23 protein-coding genes are annotated in these 19,175 nt (G+C 56.9%); 17 read left to right on the top strand and 6 right to left on the bottom strand.

Annotated features, from left to right (window positions below):
• Positions 1 to 109: 109 nt before the first annotated feature.
• The 14 genes from fliF (at position 110) to rcsA (ending at position 11,571) form a co-directional block, all read left to right on the top strand.
• Positions 110 to 1,816, top strand: coding sequence for a flagellar basal-body MS-ring/collar protein FliF (gene fliF / locus RT197_RS00950; RefSeq protein WP_312946383.1), 1,707 nt, complete (start codon positions 110 to 112; stop codon positions 1,814 to 1,816).
• Entirely contained in the window at positions 1,809 to 2,804 is a 996-nt protein-coding gene (fliG, locus tag RT197_RS00945; protein WP_312946381.1) for a flagellar motor switch protein FliG, read from the top strand. The genes fliF and fliG overlap by 8 nt, the downstream gene beginning before the upstream one ends.
• Positions 2,797 to 3,495: a flagellar assembly protein FliH gene (gene fliH / locus RT197_RS00940; RefSeq protein WP_312946379.1), complete on the top strand. Its 699-nt coding sequence runs from the start codon at positions 2,797 to 2,799 to the stop codon at positions 3,493 to 3,495. Before fliG ends, fliH begins: the two co-directional genes overlap by 8 nt.
• Complete coding sequence (gene fliI / locus RT197_RS00935) at positions 3,495 to 4,865, top strand: flagellar protein export ATPase FliI (RefSeq protein ID WP_312946378.1); 1,371 nt, start codon at positions 3,495 to 3,497, stop codon at positions 4,863 to 4,865. Before fliH ends, fliI begins: the two co-directional genes overlap by 1 nt.
• A gap of 18 nt (positions 4,866 to 4,883) precedes the next feature.
• Complete coding sequence (gene fliJ, locus RT197_RS00930; RefSeq protein ID WP_312946376.1) at positions 4,884 to 5,327, top strand: flagellar export protein FliJ; 444 nt, start codon at positions 4,884 to 4,886, stop codon at positions 5,325 to 5,327.
• Positions 5,324 to 6,478, top strand: a complete 1,155-nt coding sequence (locus RT197_RS00925) for a flagellar hook-length control protein FliK (protein ID WP_312946375.1) — start codon at positions 5,324 to 5,326, stop codon at positions 6,476 to 6,478. Before fliJ ends, RT197_RS00925 begins: the two co-directional genes overlap by 4 nt.
• Before the next feature lie 105 nt (positions 6,479 to 6,583).
• Positions 6,584 to 7,054: a flagellar basal body-associated protein FliL gene (gene fliL, locus RT197_RS00920; protein WP_312946372.1), complete on the top strand. Its 471-nt coding sequence runs from the start codon at positions 6,584 to 6,586 to the stop codon at positions 7,052 to 7,054.
• A gap of 4 nt (positions 7,055 to 7,058) precedes the next feature.
• Entirely contained in the window at positions 7,059 to 8,060 is a 1,002-nt protein-coding gene (fliM, locus tag RT197_RS00915) for a flagellar motor switch protein FliM (protein WP_312946370.1), read from the top strand.
• A complete protein-coding gene (gene fliN, locus RT197_RS00910) occupies positions 8,060 to 8,473 on the top strand; it encodes a flagellar motor switch protein FliN (RefSeq protein ID WP_312946368.1) in 414 nt (137 codons plus the stop codon). Before fliM ends, fliN begins: the two co-directional genes overlap by 1 nt.
• A 1-nt stretch (position 8,474) precedes the next feature.
• Positions 8,475 to 8,849, top strand: coding sequence for a flagellar biosynthetic protein FliO (gene fliO / locus RT197_RS00905; protein WP_312946366.1), 375 nt, complete (start codon positions 8,475 to 8,477; stop codon positions 8,847 to 8,849).
• Complete coding sequence (fliP, locus tag RT197_RS00900) at positions 8,849 to 9,586, top strand: flagellar type III secretion system pore protein FliP (protein WP_312946364.1); 738 nt, start codon at positions 8,849 to 8,851, stop codon at positions 9,584 to 9,586. Before fliO ends, fliP begins: the two co-directional genes overlap by 1 nt.
• 10 nt (positions 9,587 to 9,596) lie before the next feature.
• Positions 9,597 to 9,866: a flagellar biosynthesis protein FliQ gene (gene fliQ / locus RT197_RS00895; RefSeq protein ID WP_312946362.1), complete on the top strand. Its 270-nt coding sequence runs from the start codon at positions 9,597 to 9,599 to the stop codon at positions 9,864 to 9,866.
• 7 nt (positions 9,867 to 9,873) lie between these two features.
• Complete coding sequence (fliR, locus tag RT197_RS00890; protein WP_312946359.1) at positions 9,874 to 10,668, top strand: flagellar biosynthetic protein FliR; 795 nt, start codon at positions 9,874 to 9,876, stop codon at positions 10,666 to 10,668.
• A 279-nt stretch (positions 10,669 to 10,947) separates the two neighbouring features.
• Entirely contained in the window at positions 10,948 to 11,571 is a 624-nt protein-coding gene (gene rcsA, locus RT197_RS00885; RefSeq protein ID WP_312946356.1) for a transcriptional regulator RcsA, read from the top strand.
• Positions 11,572 to 11,615: 44 nt separating this feature from the next.
• Here the strand turns inward: rcsA and dsrB are convergent, their stop codons facing one another.
• A complete protein-coding gene (gene dsrB, locus RT197_RS00880; protein WP_312946353.1) occupies positions 11,616 to 11,807 on the bottom strand; it encodes a protein DsrB in 192 nt (63 codons plus the stop codon).
• Between the two features lie 130 nt (positions 11,808 to 11,937).
• On the opposite strand from dsrB, the gene yodD reads away from it, so the two are divergent.
• Together yodD and RT197_RS00870 are read left to right on the top strand one after the other, a co-directional pair.
• A complete protein-coding gene (gene yodD / locus RT197_RS00875) occupies positions 11,938 to 12,168 on the top strand; it encodes a YodD family peroxide/acid resistance protein (RefSeq protein ID WP_312946351.1) in 231 nt (76 codons plus the stop codon).
• Positions 12,169 to 12,470: 302 nt separating this feature from the next.
• A complete protein-coding gene (locus RT197_RS00870) occupies positions 12,471 to 13,298 on the top strand; it encodes a mannosyl-3-phosphoglycerate phosphatase-related protein (RefSeq protein WP_312946349.1) in 828 nt (275 codons plus the stop codon).
• On the opposite strand, the gene dgcQ is transcribed toward RT197_RS00870, so the two are convergent.
• The 3 genes from dgcQ to RT197_RS00855 all read right to left on the bottom strand — a co-directional run bounded on the left by dgcQ (position 13,283) and on the right by RT197_RS00855 (position 16,221).
• Positions 13,283 to 14,932 (bottom strand): cellulose biosynthesis regulator diguanylate cyclase DgcQ, encoded by a 1,650-nt coding sequence (gene dgcQ, locus RT197_RS00865; RefSeq protein ID WP_312946347.1) that lies wholly within the window; start codon positions 14,930 to 14,932, stop codon positions 13,283 to 13,285. The two genes, RT197_RS00870 and dgcQ, sit on opposite strands and share 16 nt — an antisense overlap.
• A 115-nt stretch (positions 14,933 to 15,047) precedes the next feature.
• Positions 15,048 to 15,233 (bottom strand): DUF2158 domain-containing protein, encoded by a 186-nt coding sequence (locus RT197_RS00860; RefSeq protein ID WP_312946344.1) that lies wholly within the window; start codon positions 15,231 to 15,233, stop codon positions 15,048 to 15,050.
• A 76-nt stretch (positions 15,234 to 15,309) separates the two neighbouring features.
• The gene (locus tag RT197_RS00855; protein ID WP_312946342.1) at positions 15,310 to 16,221 is read right to left on the bottom strand and encodes a DUF808 domain-containing protein; all 912 of its coding nucleotides are present in this window, start codon (positions 16,219 to 16,221) and stop codon (positions 15,310 to 15,312) included.
• A 177-nt stretch (positions 16,222 to 16,398) separates the two neighbouring features.
• On the opposite strand from RT197_RS00855, the gene yedA reads away from it, so the two are divergent.
• Positions 16,399 to 17,310: a drug/metabolite exporter YedA gene (gene yedA, locus RT197_RS00850; protein WP_312946339.1), complete on the top strand. Its 912-nt coding sequence runs from the start codon at positions 16,399 to 16,401 to the stop codon at positions 17,308 to 17,310.
• Between the two features lie 3 nt (positions 17,311 to 17,313).
• Here yedA and RT197_RS00845 read toward each other — a convergent pair whose 3' ends face one another.
• Positions 17,314 to 17,736 carry a DNA mismatch endonuclease Vsr gene (locus RT197_RS00845; RefSeq protein ID WP_312947544.1) on the bottom strand — a complete coding sequence of 141 codons (423 nt, stop codon included), beginning with the start codon at positions 17,734 to 17,736 and terminating at the stop codon, positions 17,314 to 17,316.
• A gap of 22 nt (positions 17,737 to 17,758) precedes the next feature.
• Positions 17,759 to 19,171, bottom strand: coding sequence for a DNA cytosine methyltransferase (locus RT197_RS00840; protein ID WP_312946336.1), 1,413 nt, complete (start codon positions 19,169 to 19,171; stop codon positions 17,759 to 17,761).
• Between the last annotated feature and the right edge of the window lie 4 nt (positions 19,172 to 19,175).

Here is a 19,175-nt window from a genome sequence, read left to right as displayed (position 1 = left end):
GCGATTCGTCAAATAATGGCGGGGCTAACACTATGCGTTTGCCGATCCGGGAGTCAGTTTTGTTTCACTACACGTTTACCGCCATTCACCAGGATTCACGAGGTGCGCAATGAGTGCGGCTGCAACGACCACGCCACAGAATCGATCCGTTGAGTGGATAAATCGCCTGCGCGCCAATCCCAAAATCCCTTTGATGGTCATAAGCGCCGCTGCCGTGGCCATTGTTGTCGCGATGGTGCTGTGGGCAAAAACTCCCGATTACCGCACGCTGTACAGCAATTTATCCGATCAGGATGGCGGCGCAATCGTCAGCCAACTGACGCAGATGAACATACCCTACCGCTTCTCTGACAACGGCGGCGCGCTGGAAGTCCCGGCAGACAAAGTGCATGAACTGCGCCTGCGTCTGGCACAGCAGGGGCTGCCAAAAGGCGGCGCGGTCGGTTTTGAATTGTTGGATCAGGAAAAGTTTGGCATCAGCCAGTTCAGCGAGCAGGTCAATTACCAGCGGGCGCTGGAAGGTGAACTGGCCCGCACGATCGAAACGCTGGGACCGGTAAAAACGGCGCGCGTCCATCTGGCGATGCCCAAGCCGTCGCTGTTCGTGCGCGAGCAAAAATCCCCTTCCGCGTCGGTAACGCTGAATCTGGAGCCGGGACGTGCGCTGGATGAAGGGCAAATCAGTGCCGTGGTGCATCTGGTTTCCAGCGCTGTCGCCGGGCTGCCGCCGGGCAACGTGACGCTGGTCGATCAGGGCGGGCATCTGCTGACCCAGTCAAACACCAGCGACCGCGCGCTTAATGATGCGCAACTGAAATACGCCTCCGATGTTGAAGGCCGCGTGCAGCGCCGTATTGAGTCGATCCTCTCGCCAATCGTCGGCAACGGTAACGTCCACGCGCAGGTCACTGCACAGATTGATTTTGCTGATAAAGAGCAGACCGAAGAGCAATATCATCCGAACAGCGACAGTACCCAGGCCGCGATGCGCTCCCGTCAGTTGAACGTCAGCGAGCAGAACGGCGGCCCCAATTCCGGTGGCGTGCCGGGCGCGTTGTCGAATCAGCCAGCACCGGCGAACAGCGCGCCGATTGCTAATCCGCCTGCCACCAATGCGCAGAATGGTCAGCAAAACGGTCAGCAAAACGCACAAACCACGTCTACCAGTGCCAGCAACAACACCGGGCCGCGTAGCAGCCAGCATAACGAAACGACCAACTACGAAGTTGATCGCACCATTCGCCATACCAAAATGAACGTCGGCGACGTGCAGCGTCTCTCGGTCGCCGTGGTGGTCAACTACCGCAATCTGCCGGACGGTAAGCCTCTCCCGCTCACCGCCGATCAAATGAAACAGATTGAGGATCTCACCCGCGAAGCCATGGGTTTCTCCACCAACCGTGGCGATACCCTTAACGTGGTGAACTCGCCGTTCAGCGCCGTGGATGAAACCGGTGGTGAATTGCCGTTCTGGCAACAGCAATCGTTTATCGATCAGTTGCTGATCGCCGGACGCTGGCTGCTGGTACTGCTGGTCGCGTGGCTGCTGTGGCGTAAAGCGGTTCGTCCGCAGCTGGTGCGCCGTCAGCAGGCTATCGAAGCGGTACAGCAGGAATCGCAGGCGCGTCAGGAAACCAGCAGCACCGCCGACGGCGTGGAAGTTCGCCTGAGCAAAGACGAACTGACCCAGCAGCGCCGCGCCAACCAGCGGATGGGCGCAGAAGTCATGAGCCAGCGTATTCGTGAGATGTCAGATAACGATCCGCGCGTCGTGGCGCTGGTCATTCGCCAGTGGATGAGTAACGAACATGAGTAATCTTACCGGAACGGAAAAAAGCGTCATTCTGCTGATGACCATCGGCGAAGATCGTGCGGCGGAGGTGTTCAAGCACCTCTCCAATCGCGAAGTTCAGCATCTGAGCGCGGCGATGGCGAACGTGCGGCAGATCTCCAATAAGCAGCTTACCGAAGTGCTGGGCGAGTTTGAGCAGGAAGCGGAACAGTTTGCCGCGCTTAACGTTAATGCCAACGAATACCTGCGTTCGGTGCTGGTCAAGGCGCTGGGCGAAGAGCGCGCCGCCAGCCTGCTGGAAGATATTCTCGAAACCCGCGAAACCTCAAGCGGCATCGAAACGCTCAACTTTATGGAACCGCAGAGCGCGGCCGATCTCATTCGCGACGAGCATCCGCAGATTATCGCCACCATTCTGGTGCACCTTAAACGTGGGCAGGCCGCTGATATTCTGGCGCTGTTCGACGAGCGTCTGCGCCATGACGTGATGCTGCGTATCGCCACCTTCGGCGGCGTCCAGCCTGCCGCGCTGGCGGAACTGACCGAAGTGCTGAACAACCTGCTCGACGGCCAGAATCTCAAGCGCAGCAAAATGGGCGGCGTGAGAACGGCGGCGGAAATCATCAACCTGATGAAAACGCAGCAGGAAGAAGCGGTTATTTCCGCCGTGCGCGAATTCGACGGCGAACTGGCGCAGAAAATCATCGACGAGATGTTCCTGTTCGAAAATCTGGTCGAAGTGGACGACCGCAGCATCCAGCGCCTGTTGCAGGAAGTGGATTCCGAATCCCTGCTGGTGGCGCTCAAAGGTGCCGAGCAGCCGCTGCGCGAGAAGTTCCTGCGCAATATGTCCCAGCGCGCCGCCGATATTCTGCGCGACGATCTGGCCAACCGTGGCCCGGTCCGCCTGTCGCAGGTGGAAAACGAGCAGAAAGCTATCCTGCTGATTGTGCGTCGTCTGGCGGAAACCGGCGAGATGGTGATTGGCAGCGGCGAGGATACCTATGTCTGATCAACTGCCGTGGAAAATCTGGCAGCCTGACAGCCTCTTTGCTCCGCTGACGGAGGCAAGCCCGGTTGAACAGGATGAGCAGCCGCCGGAGCCGCAGGAGGACATCTCCCCGGAACAGCAGCTCCAGCAGCAACTGGCGCAGTTACAAATCCAGGCCCACGAGCAGGGGTATAACGCCGGGCTGAATGAAGGCCGCAAGGCGGGCCACGACCAGGGCTATCAGGAAGGGCTGGCGAAGGGGCTTGAGCAGGGACAACTTCAGGCGCGCCAGCAGCTGGAGCCGCTTCACGCGCGGATGCAGCAACTGGTCAGTGAATTTCAGAACACCCTCGATGCGCTGGACAGTGTCATCGCCTCGCGCCTGATGCAGATGGCGCTGGAGGCGGCGCGTCAGGTTATCGGTTACACGCCCGGCGTGGATAACAGCGCGTTAATTAAACAGATCCAGCATCTGCTCCAGCAGGAGCCGCTGTTCAGCGGCAAGCCGCAACTGCGCGTTCACCCGGACGATTTGCAGCGGGTGGAAGATGCACTGGGAGCCACGCTCAGCCTGCACGGCTGGCGGCTACGCGGCGATCCGACGCTGCATCCCGGCGGCTGTAAAGTCTCCGCTGATGAAGGCGATCTTGACGCCAGCGTCGCCACTCGCTGGCAGGAACTCTGCCGCCTTGCCGCGCCGGGAGCCTGTTAATGACCACCCGCCTGAGCCGCTGGCTGACCACCCTCGACAATTTCGAAGCCCGCATGGTGCAGCTTCCGTCAGTGCGACGCTACGGTCGGCTGACCCGCGCCACCGGGCTGGTGCTGGAGGCTACCGGGCTTCAGCTTCCGCTGGGCGCGACCTGTATTATTGAGCGTCAGGACGGCGGCGAAACCCAGGAAGTCGAAAGTGAAGTGGTGGGTTTTAACGGTCAGCGCCTGTTCTTAATGCCGCTTGAAGAGGTGGAAGGCATTCTGCCCGGTGCGCGCGTCTATGCGCGTAACAGTAACGGCGATGGCCTGCACAGCGGCAAGCAGCTTCCACTCGGCCCGGCGCTGCTGGGTCGGGTGCTTGACGGCGGCGGTAAACCGCTTGACGGACTGCCTTCCCCGGACACCACTGAAACCGGAGCGCTGATCACCCAGCCCTTTAACCCGCTTCAGCGTACCGCCATTGAGCACGTGCTGGATACCGGCGTGCGCCCGATCAACGCCCTGCTGACCGTTGGACGCGGCCAGCGCATGGGGCTGTTTGCCGGGTCTGGCGTCGGCAAAAGCGTGCTGCTGGGAATGATGGCGCGCTACACCAAAGCCGATGTGATCGTCGTCGGGCTGATCGGTGAGCGTGGTCGGGAAGTTAAAGATTTTATTGAAAATATCCTCGGTGCCGACGGTCGCGCCCGTTCGGTAGTGATTGCCGCCCCGGCGGACGTTTCTCCGCTGCTGCGTATGCAGGGTGCCGCTTACGCCACGCGCATTGCCGAAGATTTTCGCGATCGCGGGCAGCATGTGCTGCTGATTATGGACTCCCTCACCCGCTACGCGATGGCCCAGCGTGAAATTGCGCTGGCGATTGGCGAACCGCCTGCCACCAAAGGCTATCCGCCTTCTGTTTTCGCCAAACTGCCCGCGCTGGTCGAACGCGCCGGTAACGGCATCAGCGGCGGCGGTTCAATCACCGCCTTTTATACGGTCCTGACCGAAGGTGACGATCAGCAGGACCCGATTGCCGACTCGGCGCGCGCCATTCTCGACGGGCATATCGTGCTGTCCCGCCGTCTGGCGGAGGCCGGACACTACCCGGCGATCGATATCGAAGCCTCTATCAGCCGCGCGATGACGTCGCTGATTAACGAACAGCATTACGCCCGCGTGCGCAATTTCAAGCAGCTGCTTTCCAGCTTCCAGCGCAACCGCGATCTGGTGAGCGTCGGAGCGTATGCTCGCGGCAGCGATCCGCTGCTGGACCGGGCCATCGTGCTGTGGCCGCAGCTGGAGGCGTTTCTTCAGCAGGGTATTTTTGAAAAAGCAGGCTGGGAAGATTCACTCCAGGCGCTGGAACTGATTTTCCCAACGGCGTAATGAAGCGGGAGAACGTGTGTGACGCAGAATAACGCATTAGCCACCCTGAAAGATCTGGCGGAAAAAGAGGTGGAAAACGCCGCGCTTCAGCTCGGCGAGATGCGCCGGGGTTGTCAGCAGGCGCAGGAACAGTTGCAAATGCTGATGAATTATCAGGATGAATACCAGTCCAGCCTGAACAGCGACATGACCCAGGGCATCGGCAGCCAGCGCTGGCAGAACTATCAGCAATTTATTCAGACGCTGGAGAAAGCGATCGATCAGCATCGCCAGCAGTTATTGCAGTGGAATAATAAGGTCGATAAGGCGCTGAGTTTCTGGCGCGAGAAAAAACAGCGTTTGCAGGCGTGGCAAACGCTTCAGGACAGACAGGCTTCTGCCGCTCTGCTGGCGGAAAACCGTCTCGATCAAAAAAGAATGGATGAGTTTGCGCAGCGCGCAACGCAGAGGAAGTATGAATGATTGCTTTGCCTAAAATTAGCATCAGCGACACGGATACCGCGACCAGCGGGCTGTCTGCCAAAAGTAGCGACGGCGCGCAGGACTTTCTCGCCCTGCTGGCGGGCGCCCTCGGCGAGGATGAAAATCCGACGCTGCTTGCCCGCTTGCAGGATCTCCAGGCCGGTCATCAGACGACCGGGGAGAAAGCCACGGCATTGACCGCGCTGCTGGAAAAAGAGACGTCAAAAACGCAGATTGATCTGACCGATGTTAGCGATGTGCAAAATCTGCTTCAGGGCATGATTGCGTCACGCAAAAGCGATCTGCCCGCTGTCACTCCCCCTGAGAGCGATCTGAAGGAAGACGATCTCGCTGACCTGAGCGCCCTGATGGCGATGCTGCCGGTTCAACAGGCTCCGCAGGCGGCGACCCCCGCCCGGACTACCGCTGAGGACACGGCCTCCGTGTCGTCGCTGGCCTCCGGCATCCCGTTGAAAAACAGCGCAGTGACGAATGAACTGCCCGTAGCGACAAAAGGCGCAGCGGCGGAACAGCTTCATGGCAGGGCTAACGACGTCGCGTTTCCTGCACCAGCGATCGCTGCGGATACACCTGCCGCCGTGCGCGTTGAGACAGAAAGTACCCCTTCCCCCGCCGCGCCTTCCGCCGTCGCGTCGCCGATTATCAGCACCAGCTTCACGCCTGCGCCTGCCCACGCGGCGGCCATCGCCACCGTCAGCTCGCCGCTGGGAAGCCAGGACTGGCAGCAAAATGTCAGCCAGCACATTACGCTGTTTACCCGTCAGGGACAGCAAACGGCGGAGCTGCGTCTGCACCCGGAAGATTTGGGTCAGGTACAGATCACCCTCAAAATGGATGATAACCAGGCACAGTTGCAGATGGTGTCCCCGCACAGTCACGTGCGGGCCGCACTGGAAGCCGCCCTGCCCACGCTGCGTACCCAGCTTGCGGAAAGCGGGATTCAGCTTGGACAAAGCAGCATCAGCAGCGAAAGTTTTGCCGGGCAGCAGCAGTCGTCATCGCAGGAGCAGTCCGCCCGTCAGTCGTCATCCGGCGAGCGGTTTGCTGCTCAGGACGAGGAACTGCTACCGGTGCCTGCCAGCCTGCAATCGCGGGTGAGCGGCAACCGCGCCGTAGACATCTTCGCTTAAACGCCAGAGGTAGCGTGATTATTCCCGTCTGTTCCACGCTTTGACGCGCCGGGGACACGGGATAATCACCCCATAAGCAGTACCGAAACAGGAAGCACGTATCAGATGACCGACTCCGCCATCACCACAAAAAAAAGCAAACGCGCCATTTGGATCCCGCTGCTGGTGTTGATCACCCTCGCCGCCTGCGCCACCGCTGGCTATAGCTACTGGCGTATGCAGCAACAGCCGGACGCTCACGTCAAAGCCGAAGCCCCGCCGCCTGCGGCCCCGGTCTTTTTTGCGCTGGATACGTTTACCGTGAATCTCGGCGATGCGGATCGCGTTCTGTACATCGGTATTACCCTGCGCCTGAAGGATGAAGCCACTCGCGCGCGCCTGAACGAATACCTGCCGGAAGTACGCAGCCGTCTGCTGCTGCTTTTCTCCCGTCAGGACGCCAGCCAGCTTTCCAGCGATGACGGCAAGCAGAAGCTGGTCGCCGCCATTAAAGAAACGCTGAGCCGACCGCTGATCGCCGGACAACCGGGTCAGGAAGTCACCGACGTGCTCTACACAGCTTTCATTTTGCGGTAACGGCATGGGCGACAGTATTCTTTCTCAGGCCGAAATTGATGCGCTGCTGAACGGCGACAGCGATAAAGCGGACGAACCCCAGCCGGGTAAAGCTGGCGACAGCGACATTCGTCCCTACGATCCTAATACCCAGCGCCGCGTGGTCCGCGAGCGGTTGCAGGCGCTGGAAATCATTAATGAACGTTTTGCGCGCCAGTTCCGTATGGGGCTGTTTAACCTGCTGCGCCGTAGCCCGGATATTACCGTCGGCGCGATCCGCATCCAGCCGTATCACGAATTTGCGCGTAACCTGCCGGTGCCGACCAACCTGAACCTGATCCACCTGAAACCGCTGCGCGGAACCGGGCTTTTTGTGTTCTCGCCGGGGCTGGTGTTTATTGCGGTGGACAACCTGTTTGGCGGCGACGGACGTTTTCCAACGAAAGTGGAAGGACGCGAGTTTACCCATACCGAGCAGCGCGTTATCAACCGGATGCTGAAGCTGGCGCTGGAATCCTACAGCGACGCGTGGAAGGCCATTCATCCGCTGGACGTCGAGTACGTGCGTTCCGAGATGCAGGTTAAATTTACCAATATCACCACCTCGCCGAACGATATCGTGGTCAACACACCGTTTCATGTCGAGATTGGCAACCTGACCGGCGAGTTTAATATCTGCCTGCCGTTCAGCATGATTGAGCCGCTGCGCGAAGTACTGGTTAACCCGCCGCTGGAAAACTCGCGTTCGGAAGATCAGAACTGGCGGGAAAACCTGGTGCGCCAGGTCCAGCACTCCGAACTGGAGCTGGTCGCTAATTTTGCTGACATTTCGCTGCGGCTTTCGCAAATCCTGAAGCTGAAGCCCGGCGACGTTTTACCCATTGAAAAGCCCGACCGCATTATTGCCCATGTGGACGGCGTCCCGGTGCTGACCAGTCAGTATGGTACGGTCAACGGCCAGTATGCGCTACGCGTTGAACATTTGATCAACCCGATTTTGAATTCGCTGAATGAGGAACAGCCCTAATGAGTGATATGAATAATCCGTCCGATGACAACAGCGGAGCAATGGACGATCTGTGGGCTGAAGCGCTGAGTGAACAACAAAATACCTCCAGCAAAAGCGCGGCTGACGCGGTATTCCAGCAACTGGGCGGCGGCGATGTCAGCGGCACGCTCCAGGATATCGATTTGATTATGGATATCCCGGTGAAACTCACCGTCGAGCTGGGCCGCACCCGGATGACCATCAAAGAGCTGCTGCGCCTGACCCAGGGATCGGTGGTTTCGCTGGACGGTCTGGCGGGCGAACCGCTGGATATTTTGATCAACGGCTATCTGATTGCCCAGGGTGAAGTCGTGGTAGTTGCGGATAAATACGGCGTGCGCATTACCGACATTATTACTCCGTCAGAGCGTATGCGTCGTCTGAGCAAATAAGATGAAAACCCAGGCTACGGTCTCCCAGCCGACCGCTTCTCCCGCGTCGCCGCTGATTCAGGTTAGCGGCGCGCTGCTCGGCATTATTTTTCTGATTTTGATTGCCGCCTGGCTGGTGAAGCGGGCGGGCTTTGCCGGGCGGGGAGCCGCCACGCGCGGGCTGAAAGTGACCGCTGGCGCGACGCTCGGCCCCCGCGAGCGGGTGGTGATTGTCGATGTGGAAGACGCGCGTCTGGTACTGGGCGTGACCGCCGGGCAGATTTCGCTGCTGCATACTCTGCCGCCCGCGCCACAAGAGCCTCTGCCCGCCACCGCTACCCATAACGATTTTTCGTCGATGATGAAAACCCTCCTTAAGCGTTCCGGGAGATCCTGATGCGCCGCGTTTTTCCTTTTTTACTGACCGGATTATGGCTGGTCGCGCCTGCGGCCCTGGCACAACTGCCCGGCCTTATCAGTCAGCCTACCGCCAGCGGCGGACAAAGCTGGTCATTGCCGGTGCAGACGCTGGTCTTTATTACTTCGCTGACGTTTCTGCCCGCGCTGCTGCTGATGACTACCAGCTTCACCCGTATCATCATCGTGTTTGGCCTGCTGCGTAACGCGCTGGGTACGCCCTCCGCGCCGCCGAATCAGGTGATGCTCGGCCTGGCGCTGTTTCTGACCTTTTTTATTATGTCGCCGGTTATCGATAAAATTTATACCGACGCTTATCAGCCGTTTAGCGAAAATAAAATCTCCATGGATGTGGCGATGGAGCGCGGCGCGCAACCGCTGCGCGAGTTTATGCTGCGCCAGACGCGCGAAGCCGATCTCGCCCTGTTCGCCCGTCTTGCCAACGCCGGGCCAATTCAGGGACCGGAAGCGGTGCCGCTGCGCATTCTGCTGCCTGCCTACGTTACCAGCGAACTGAAAACCGCTTTCCAGATTGGTTTTACCATTTTTATTCCTTTCCTGATCATCGACCTGGTGATCGCCAGCGTGCTGATGGCGCTGGGGATGATGATGGTGCCTCCGGCAACCATCGCCCTGCCCTTTAAGCTGATGCTGTTTGTGCTGGTGGATGGCTGGCAACTGCTGGTCGGCTCGCTGGCGCAGAGTTTCTACAGTTAGGGAGCGCGAAATGACACCCGAATCGGTCATGATGATGGGCACCGAGGCGATGAAAGTTGCCCTCGCGCTGGCCGCCCCCTTGCTGCTGGTAGCGCTGGTCACCGGGCTTATCATTAGTATTTTGCAGGCCGCCACGCAGATTAACGAGATGACCCTGTCTTTCATCCCGAAAATTGTGGCGGTGTTTATTGCCATTATTGTGGCCGGACCGTGGATGCTGAACCTGCTGCTCGATTACATGCGCACGTTGTTCAACAACATTCCGTATATCATCGGATAACACGCGTATGGTGCAGGTGACGAGCGACCAATGGCTTCACTGGCTAAGCCTCTATTTCTGGCCGTTGCTGCGCGTACTGGCGTTGATTTCCACCGCGCCTATCCTGAGCGAGAGAACGGTGCCAAAGCGGGTCAAACTGGGGCTGGGTATCGTCATCACGCTGATTATCGCGCCGACATTGCCGACCAATGACACGCCCCTGTTTTCCATTGCCGCGCTGTGGTTAGCGCTGGAGCAAATCCTGATCGGCATCGCCCTCGGGTTTACCATGCAGTTTGCCTTTGCCGCCGTGCGTACCGCAGGCGAGCTTATCGGCTTACAGATGGGCCTGTCGTTTGCCACGTTTCTCGATCCTGGCAGTAATCTGAATATGCCGGTGCTGGCGCGGCTGATGGATATGCTCGCTATGCTGCTGTTTTTGACCTTCAACGGCCACCTGTGGCTGATTTCAATGCTGGTCGATACCTTCCATACCCTGCCCATTGGCGGGGAGCCGATTAACAGCAATGCGTTTCTGGCGCTCGCCAGAGCGGGCGGTCTGATCTTCCTCAACGGCGTGATGCTGGCCCTGCCGGTAATGACCCTGCTGCTGACGCTCAACCTCGCCCTCGGAATGCTCAACCGCATGGCCCCTCAGCTTTCGGTGTTCGTTATCGGTTTTCCTCTGACCTTAAGCGTCGGCATCCTGCTGATGTCGGTTCTCATGCCGCTGATTGCCCCTTTCTGCGAACATTTATTTAGCGAAATTTTTAACTTACTCGCCGACATTATCAGTGAGTTACCTAAAATAACCCCGCCGTAATTTAATTGTTGTTCATGAGGATAATCCTAAAATAAAAAACGGCAATGGTTCGCCAACATATACCAAATGGCTAATCGGTGTTTTAATTCCCATCACATAAACTTATCTGCAATTTAATTTAAGATGATTCCTGGCAACTTATACGTTACTTTACGGGATAGTGCTCTGGCCCGAGAAACTGTGCGTGTCTTATTAATCTAAAAAATTACTACCACACGACTTAGTGAAATCGTAAAGGCAATGGGTTAATTATCGTTATGCATTGAGTGAGGGTATGCCATGTCAACGATTATTATGGACTTGTGCAGTTACACCCGATTAGGATTAATCGGATATCTGGCAAGTCGGGGGGTTAAACGACGCGAGATAGGTGATGCAAAGGATGCAAACGCACTGGCGGCGGCCTGCGAGGAAAGCCAGCCTGACGTGGTGTTTATTAATGAAGACTGTTTCATACACGACCCTGAGAGTAGCCAGCAAATCAGGCAGATCATTAATCAACACCCCGACACACTGTTTATTGTATTTATGGCGATTGCGAATCTCCATTTTGATGAGTATTTGCTGGTCAGGAAAAATCTGTTAATCAGTTCGAAGTCAATTAAACCGGAATCTCTGGATGATATTTTAGGTAATTGTCTGAAAAAAGATAAAAGTCATTTTAGCGCGAATAATATGCCGACGTTGTCGTTAAGCAGGACTGAATCATTTATGCTGAAAATGTGGATGTCCGGGCAGGGAACGATCCAGATTTCAGACCAAATGAATATTAAAGCCAAAACGGTATCGTCACATAAAGGTAATATTAAAAGAAAGATTAAAACGCACAATAAGCAGGTTATTTATCACGTTGTCCGATTGACAGACAATGTCACTACCGGGATCTTCGTCAATATGCGTTAAGCCTGAACCCCGGCGGGTACGCCCGCCGGTTTTTTTAAAGGCGATTACTCGCTGATTTTCTCAACAAAAACCCCGTCCTGATGCCCCAGTTCGTTAAAAAACCAGATGCCCAGCGGGTAGTCTTCCAGCGATACCAGATACATGGTGCCTTCGCTGAACTCTTCAATTGCCAGTACCACGCCCGGTCGGCGCGGCCCGCCATCCGTTTTAACCGTCACCCGATCGTTAATCTGCATAGTCTCACCTCATCATGTTTTTGTGCCAGTGTAGAACAAAAAGTGCTGGCTGGCAGCGCCTGACCGGGTGAATGCTGATTTTCTGCACGGTCTATACTTAACCTGGCAGTAGCCAAACGAGGAGGCGACGATGACCGATGCAGAAGAAGAGGATGCTCGCGCAAAACGCGATCTCAGTATTGACGTCGATGCGTTACTGGCGGCGATCAATGAGATAAGCGAAAGCGAAGTCACCCGGCCTGAAAACGGTGACCCTCATCATGCCAGCGTCAACGGTCATGATTACCATACGTGGCGTGAGCTGGCTGAAGCGTTCGAACTGGATATCCAGGATTTTCGCATCACCGAGGTTAACCGATGACGGCAGGCAAAAAAAACCCGGCCCTTTGTGGGGTCGGGTTGAAGCTTGCGAATGCAAGAAGCACTTTAAAATTCGTTACACCAGGAAATCTGATGCGATATACAACATATCTGCAATTTTTTTGGATCACAAGAAATATTCATTATGTGAATAATTAATTCCTGACGTTTTTTTTCACTGCTGGTCCGCCGAATCGCGCCACATCATGCTTTTCGGGTTCGTTCCCAAAAACATTCACGCGGCGGGCGCGCTAAATTAAGATTTATCTCAGGCTCCATCCCGGACATGACAAGGAGAAATCTATGCCTGACCTGCATGAATCACTGCTGGTTTTTACCGATCTGGAAGGAACGTTGCTTCACAGTCATAGCTGGGACTGGCAGCCCGCTGAAGCCTGGCTGGCGCGACTGAAGGAAAGTGGCGTACCGGTGATTTTGTCGAGCAGTAAAACGGCGGCTGAAATGGCGCAATTTCAGAAAGAGATGGGGCTGGAAGGATTGCCTTTTATTGCGGAAAACGGCGCGGTGATCCAGCTTGACGCCGACTGGCAGGACGACGAGCACTTCCCCCGGCTGATCGCCGGAACGCCGCAGCAGGAAATTATGCAGATCCTCAGTAAGCTGCGTGACGCTCACGGCTTTAAGTTCACCACCTTCTCTGATGTTGACGAACGCATTATCAGCGAGACAACCGGATTAAATGCCACCCACGCCGCCCTCGCCCGCCTGCAGGAGGCCTCTGAAACGCTGATTTGGCGCGACAGCGATGCGCGGATGGCGGAATTCACCGCCATGCTCAACTCGCTGGAGCTGAACTTTATGCAGGGCGCGCGCTTCTGGCACGTTCTGGATCGGCACGGCGATAAAGCGCAGGCGGTGCTGTTTCTGCAAAATAAGTATCAGCAGCGCGAAGGTAAACGCCGGGTGACGCTGGGGCTGGGTGACGGCCCCAATGACGCGCCGCTGCTGGACGCGGTCGATTATGCCGTGGTGGTGAAAGGATTAAATCGCGAAGGCGTGGCGCTGAAGCGCGACGATCCGCAGCGCGTTTATCACACCACCGGGGAAGGTCCAGCAGGCTGGAGCGAAGGACTGACGCATTTTTTCCCGCAGTCTCAGCCTTCGGCATAAGTACGGTTGCGGCCATTCTGCTTGGCAAGGTACAGCCGACCATCGGCAACGGATTGCAGATATTCGAAATCATAACGCCCGCTCTCGTCAGTGCAGCTCACGCCTAAAGAGGCACTGACGCGCAGGGTGGTGTTTTTCCGCACCAGCAACTCTTTGTGGTAAATACGACTGCGAATGCGCTCGGCAACCTGATACGCTTTGGCGCGGGTGGTATTGGGCAGAACAATACAAAACTCCTCGCCGCCTACCCGCCCGGCAACGTCGGTTTCCCGCAGGACGCTGCCGATCAGGCTTCCGACGTGCGAAAGCACCCGGTCTCCGGCCTGATGGCCATAACGGTCGTTGATGCCCTTAAAGTGGTCGAGATCGAGCTGAATGACGCACAGCGGTAGCTGACGCTGTTCACACTCCGCCACCGCTTCTGCGGCGCGGTCGAACAGCGCCCCGCGATTGGGCAGGCGAGTCAGGGTATCGTACCAGGCGCGCCATTCCAGCGACTGCTGCATGGCAATCATATTACTGACCATCCGGCGGATCACTATCCACGACAGGATCAGGATGCTGGTGAACACCAGCCACAGTATCGCCAGGGCGATAATAATGCTGCCAAAATCGCCCCGTATTCCTTCGCGCAGGGTGTGAATATGCAGCACCAGGCCATCAAAGTTTTTTAATTTCTGCCAGCTAATATAGCGCCCCTCCGCCAGCAAACCGCCGCGATTCTCCCGGGCGGCAGCCTGGAGGATCTGCTGACGCTCCTCATCGCTGAGGATCGCTTTGCCCACGGAAGACGCCAGCCATCTAAGCTGGCTGTCATAGAGCTGATACATTCCCTCGCGCTGCCCTCCCACCGCTTCTACCAGCAGGCGCTGTAACGCGCTGACGTCCACGTCCATTGCCAGCACGCCATACCAGCGCTCCTGAAGATCCAGCGGGATGCTGGCGGTGATCACCTGAATGCGGCTCTCTTTCCCCTGTTCGGTATACCAGCGGATGCCACGCCCCCGGTTATCTCTGGCGGACTGGGTATAAAACCACGGCTCGGCAATCAGCGCGGCATAGTGTGAAAGAATATCCTGGCTATCGGCGCTGTCGGTAGAGACAAAAAATCCGGCGCGAGAGACGTACTGCGTGCGCCGTTCAATGCTGCTGGCGCTGGAAGAAAGATGCAGCAGATAGCCCAGCTCCAGCGCGGCGGTCAGTTCGTTATTTAAGAATGCATCGTCCCGGTTGAGATCCGCCGCATGGGCCACAAAATCATCCGAGACGCCGTTGAGGTTCAGCGAGTGGCGGTTGCCGGGCTGAATCGACCAGATTTCCTGCTGCCGCTGGCGTTGAAACTGCTGTCGGGCATGGCGCATCGATTCCAGCTCAAGAGGAATTTGCAGCGCCGCCTGCACGCCGTTACGCAGGAACATCAGGCGATCCATATTAAACTGGAGCTGCATATCCATGGTGTGGGAAACGCTTTCAAGCCGGTTACGCTGGGTTGAGACATAGCTGTCTTCCAGCACCGCCACTTCCCGCCAGGTTAACAGTGACGAGAAAAGCAGTACCACAACAAAGCACAGGCTAACCACATGACCAGGGTGAATGCGAAGACCCGATCTGTTCAGCCAATGTTTTTTTTCCACTCATCTCTCGCGCTGCGTGCAAACTCCAGCGTCACTTTCTCGGACCGGGATGTTGCCTGAGGTAAATAAATGCCCGACCGGGCTGGCCGGGCTATATACGGGTGACGGGGAAGAACTAAGCGCCAGGCTGACAGGACATGCGTTTGTCGCCAGGGATCAGATCCTCTTCACGAAAGGCTTCACGCTTGACGCCAAAACCATCGTACCAGCGGCACTCGACCATGCCGCTGGCATAGCCTGTCACCACCATGCGCCGTTCACCGTTTTTCGTCATAACTTCATCGCTGACCATAAAGACCATTTTTGCCTCCGGTATCAGAGTGAAACTTTTTCACATTAGACGAAATTCGGCCGTTTTGCGTACCCGCCATGGATAATTAATGTGCAGGCTTACGCAGACGTGATATCAGCTTCACTACTGCGACGACGGCCAGACCAAGAATAAATCCCAGCACCAGATTGGCAAGCGAGGGGATCAGCCACTGGATCGCCGCACTCTGCTGCGCGGCAAAATGCTCAATGCCGTGATGCAGCGCGGCGATGCCGTGTACCACAATGCCGCCGCCCACGAGGAACATCGCCAGCGTGCCAACGACCGACAAAATTTTCATCAGCCACGGCGCAATAAACAGCAGCGTTTTACCCACCGCCTTCGCCAGCACGCTGGTTTTTTCCACCAGCCAGTAGCCCATGTCGTCCAGCTTGACGATGATCCCCACAATGCCGTACACGCCAATGGTTACAACCAGCGCGATGCCGGAGAGGATCAGCACCTGGCTGAGCAGCGGCGCTTCAGCCACTATCCCCAGCGTAATAGCCACGATTTCAGCCGAAAGGATAAAATCGGTGCGGATCGCGCCTTTGACTTTATCGCGCTCAAACGTTTTCGGATCCTGGGTGGCAATCGCCGCGAGGCGCGCCTGCCGGGCTTCCGGGCTTTCTTTATGCTTACGCGCGTGCAGGCTGTGCAGAATTTTCTCCGCGCCCTCAAAGCAGAGGAATGCGCCGCCGACCATGAGCAGCGGGGTGATCGCCCATGGCAGAAAAGCGCTGATCAGCAGCGCCAGCGGCACAAGGATCACTTTATTGAGCAGTGACCCTTTTGCCACTGACCACACCACCGGCAACTCGCGATTGGCGCGCACCCCGGAGACCTGTTGAGCATTGAGCGAGAGATCGTCGCCCAGTACGCCAGCGGTCTTTTTCGCCGCCAGTTTCCCCATCATCGAGATATCATCCAGTAGTGTGGCAATATCATCCAAAAGCGTTAACAGACTTGATCCAGCCAAAATATTCTTCCCGTGTTTAAAACTACTGAAGTCAATAGTATGGAGCAAAAGTGGCAACCTGGGTATGCCTGAATAAAGTCAACATTTAATTAACATTCAAAGCAAAATTAAGCGCTCGCCAGGCGAGTAGTTTTGACGTTTACTATATGCGTCCTTTCTTTCTGGCTGCGAGGCTGTATGCGTTTCAGGCAACTTTTACCGCTCATTAGCGCGTTATTCGCACTTTATATTATTTGGGGTTCCACCTATTTCGCCATCAGCATTGGCGTACAGAGCTGGCCGCCGCTGTTGATGGCAGGCGTGCGTTTTATGTCTGCGGGCGTGCTGCTGATGGCCTGGCTGCTGGTGAGCGGGCATAAGCTCCCTGCCCTGCGGCCCATTCTTAATGCCGCGCTGATCGGCGTGCTTTTGCTCGCCGTCGGCAACGGGTTTGTGACCATTGCCGAGCATCAGCACGTGCCATCCGGTATTGCAGCGGTGATGGTGGCGACGGTGCCGCTGTTCACTCTGTGCTTCAGCCGCTTTTTTGGCATAGCGACCCGCAAACTGGAATGGCTGGGGATCGCCATCGGTCTGGCGGGCATTATTCTGCTTAACAGCGGCGGAAATTTAAGCGGCAATCCGTGGGGAGCGATTTTAATTCTTATCGGCTCGGTAAGCTGGGCGTTTGGATCGGTGTACGGTTCGCGCATCGAACTGCCGGTCGGCATGATGGCGGGAGCGATTGAAATGCTGGCGGCGGGGATTGTGCTGCTGGCCGCCTCTTTCCTCACCGGCGAAAAGCTGACCGCGATGCCGTCTCTTTCCGGCTTTCTGGCGGTGGGGTATCTGGCCATTTTCGGCTCGGTGATCGCCATCAACGCCTATATGTATTTAATTCGCAACGTCTCACCGGCGATTGCCACCAGCTACGCCTACGTTAACCCGGTGGTGGCGGTACTGCTGGGAACCGGATTTGGCGGAGAGAGTCTGTCGTCGGTAGAGTGGCTGGCGCTGGCGGTGATTATTTTTGCCGTAGTGCTGGTGACGCTCGGTAAATATCTGTTACCGACGCGGGGCGTGGCGGTGCCCTGTCAGGTGAAGAAGTAAAATTCAGCGTATTCCCAGGGTGTCGATCTGCGCGTGGTCCCCGCCGCCGCAGATCCACTCCTCCAGCCGCTCCCGTAATTCGTCATCGCTTAGCTTTTCCCTGCCTTTTAACGCACACTCCCAGACAATCAGCACCCGCCAGCCCAGCTCGCGCAGCCGCTGGACGTCGCGCCGATCGCGTTCCACGTTTTTACCGATCTTCTCCAGCCAGAAATCGGTACGGGTGGCGGGCACTTTAAAAAGATAGCAGTCGTGATGATGCCAGAAACAGCCGTGGGTAAAGATTACGCAGTGGTAGTCGGCAAGGACAAAATCAGGACGCCCCGGCAACGCGGCATCCTGAACGGTGAAAACAAACCCGGCCTCCTCCAGCAGCAGCGCCAGCCGTTTTTCAATCGCCGTATCGCGGGTGCCTATCGCCCGCATATTTTTGCTGCGTGTCGCTTTATTATGAACGTCCACCCGCGAACACCTCATCTTTGCGCCGCGCCACCGCCTGAAGAATACGCGGCTGAAGCAGTTTCGCCACCGCCGCAAAAGCCGGAACCACCACAGAATTACCAAACTGGCGATAGGCCTGGGTATCCGAAACCGGAATGCGGAACTGATAGCCCCGTGGCGCTTCAAATCCCATCAGCCGGGCGCATTCGCGCGGGGTTAACCGACGCGGACGATGCTGCTGATTGCGCGGATCGTCAAAATTGACCTCTCCCAGCGCCCGATCCCAGCCGCGATCGACGAGGATTTCGGCACCATCTTTATAATAGCGTGCCGACAGCGTGCGGGCGACGCTGTGCGGATTCGTCGGATCGACCAGCCCAAAGCCAAAACCGTTCCCGCGCGCCTGATGCTTTTTGGCATAGCGATACAGATATTTCCACAGCACCGGCGTCAGAATGAATTTTGCTTCAACGTCCGGCTCAAGCAGTTCGCCAAAGCTCAGGCGCTGCGGCGGATAAAGCGCGGGCAGATCGCGCAGCGTAAAGCCATGATGCAGCGCCAGATCGCGACGAAAACCGACCAGTACAATGCGCTCACGATGCTGCGGCAGAAAATGCTGACCATCGATGATTTTCGGATCGTCCGCGCCCATTTCAGCGGCGTCAGAGACTTCATAACCCAAATCATCCAGCGTCTGCATAATAATGCGGAACGTTTTTCCGCCATCATGGCTCTTCAGGTTTTTAACGTTCTCCAGCACGAAGATGGCCGGGCGGCAGGCGTCGATGACCCGCGCCACGTCAAAAAACAGCGTTCCCTGCGTATCGCAGGCAAACCCGTGCGCGCGTCCCAGCGCATTTTTCTTGGACACGCCCGCCAGCGAAAAAGGCTGGCAGGGAAAGCCCGCCAGCAGCACGTCATGCTGCGGGATTGTGCGGCGGATATGCTCCGCTGCGTCGGCATCCGTCACCTGCGGCTGGTGGCTTAAGGTCACATCGCGGATATCTTCATTAAAATGATGCTGGTCGGGATCGCAGTACCAGTTTGCTTTATAGGTGCGAACCGCGTGCTTATTCCACTCGCTGGTGAATACGCACTGTCCGCCGATAGCTTCGAAGCCATTGCGGATGCCGCCGATACCAGCGAAGAGATCGATAAAACGAAAAGCATAATGGGGATGGTGCGCGGGGGGGCGCGGCAACAGCGTTTGCAGATGCGCCTGTTCGTTATCGGTCAGGCGCAGCCAGCCGCGTTCGCTGATCGCCACGCGCTTGAGAATAGCCGGACTCCAGTGATTCTCCCCCAGCGAGCTTAACTCTGCCACCAACCGTTTAACGTCATAAATCGCCATCACCTGACGTAATAACGTATGCACCTGAGCAGACTGCGCCGCTGTCGGCGGTGAGAGATTTTCCTGCATAGAA

It is taken from the genome of Superficieibacter sp., assembly GCF_032071645.1.
In the GTDB taxonomy this organism is placed as follows: Bacteria; Pseudomonadota; Gammaproteobacteria; order Enterobacterales; family Enterobacteriaceae; genus Superficieibacter.
Note: the sequence above shows the minus strand (reverse complement) of the source record. Positions and strands in the feature narration are given on the sequence as shown.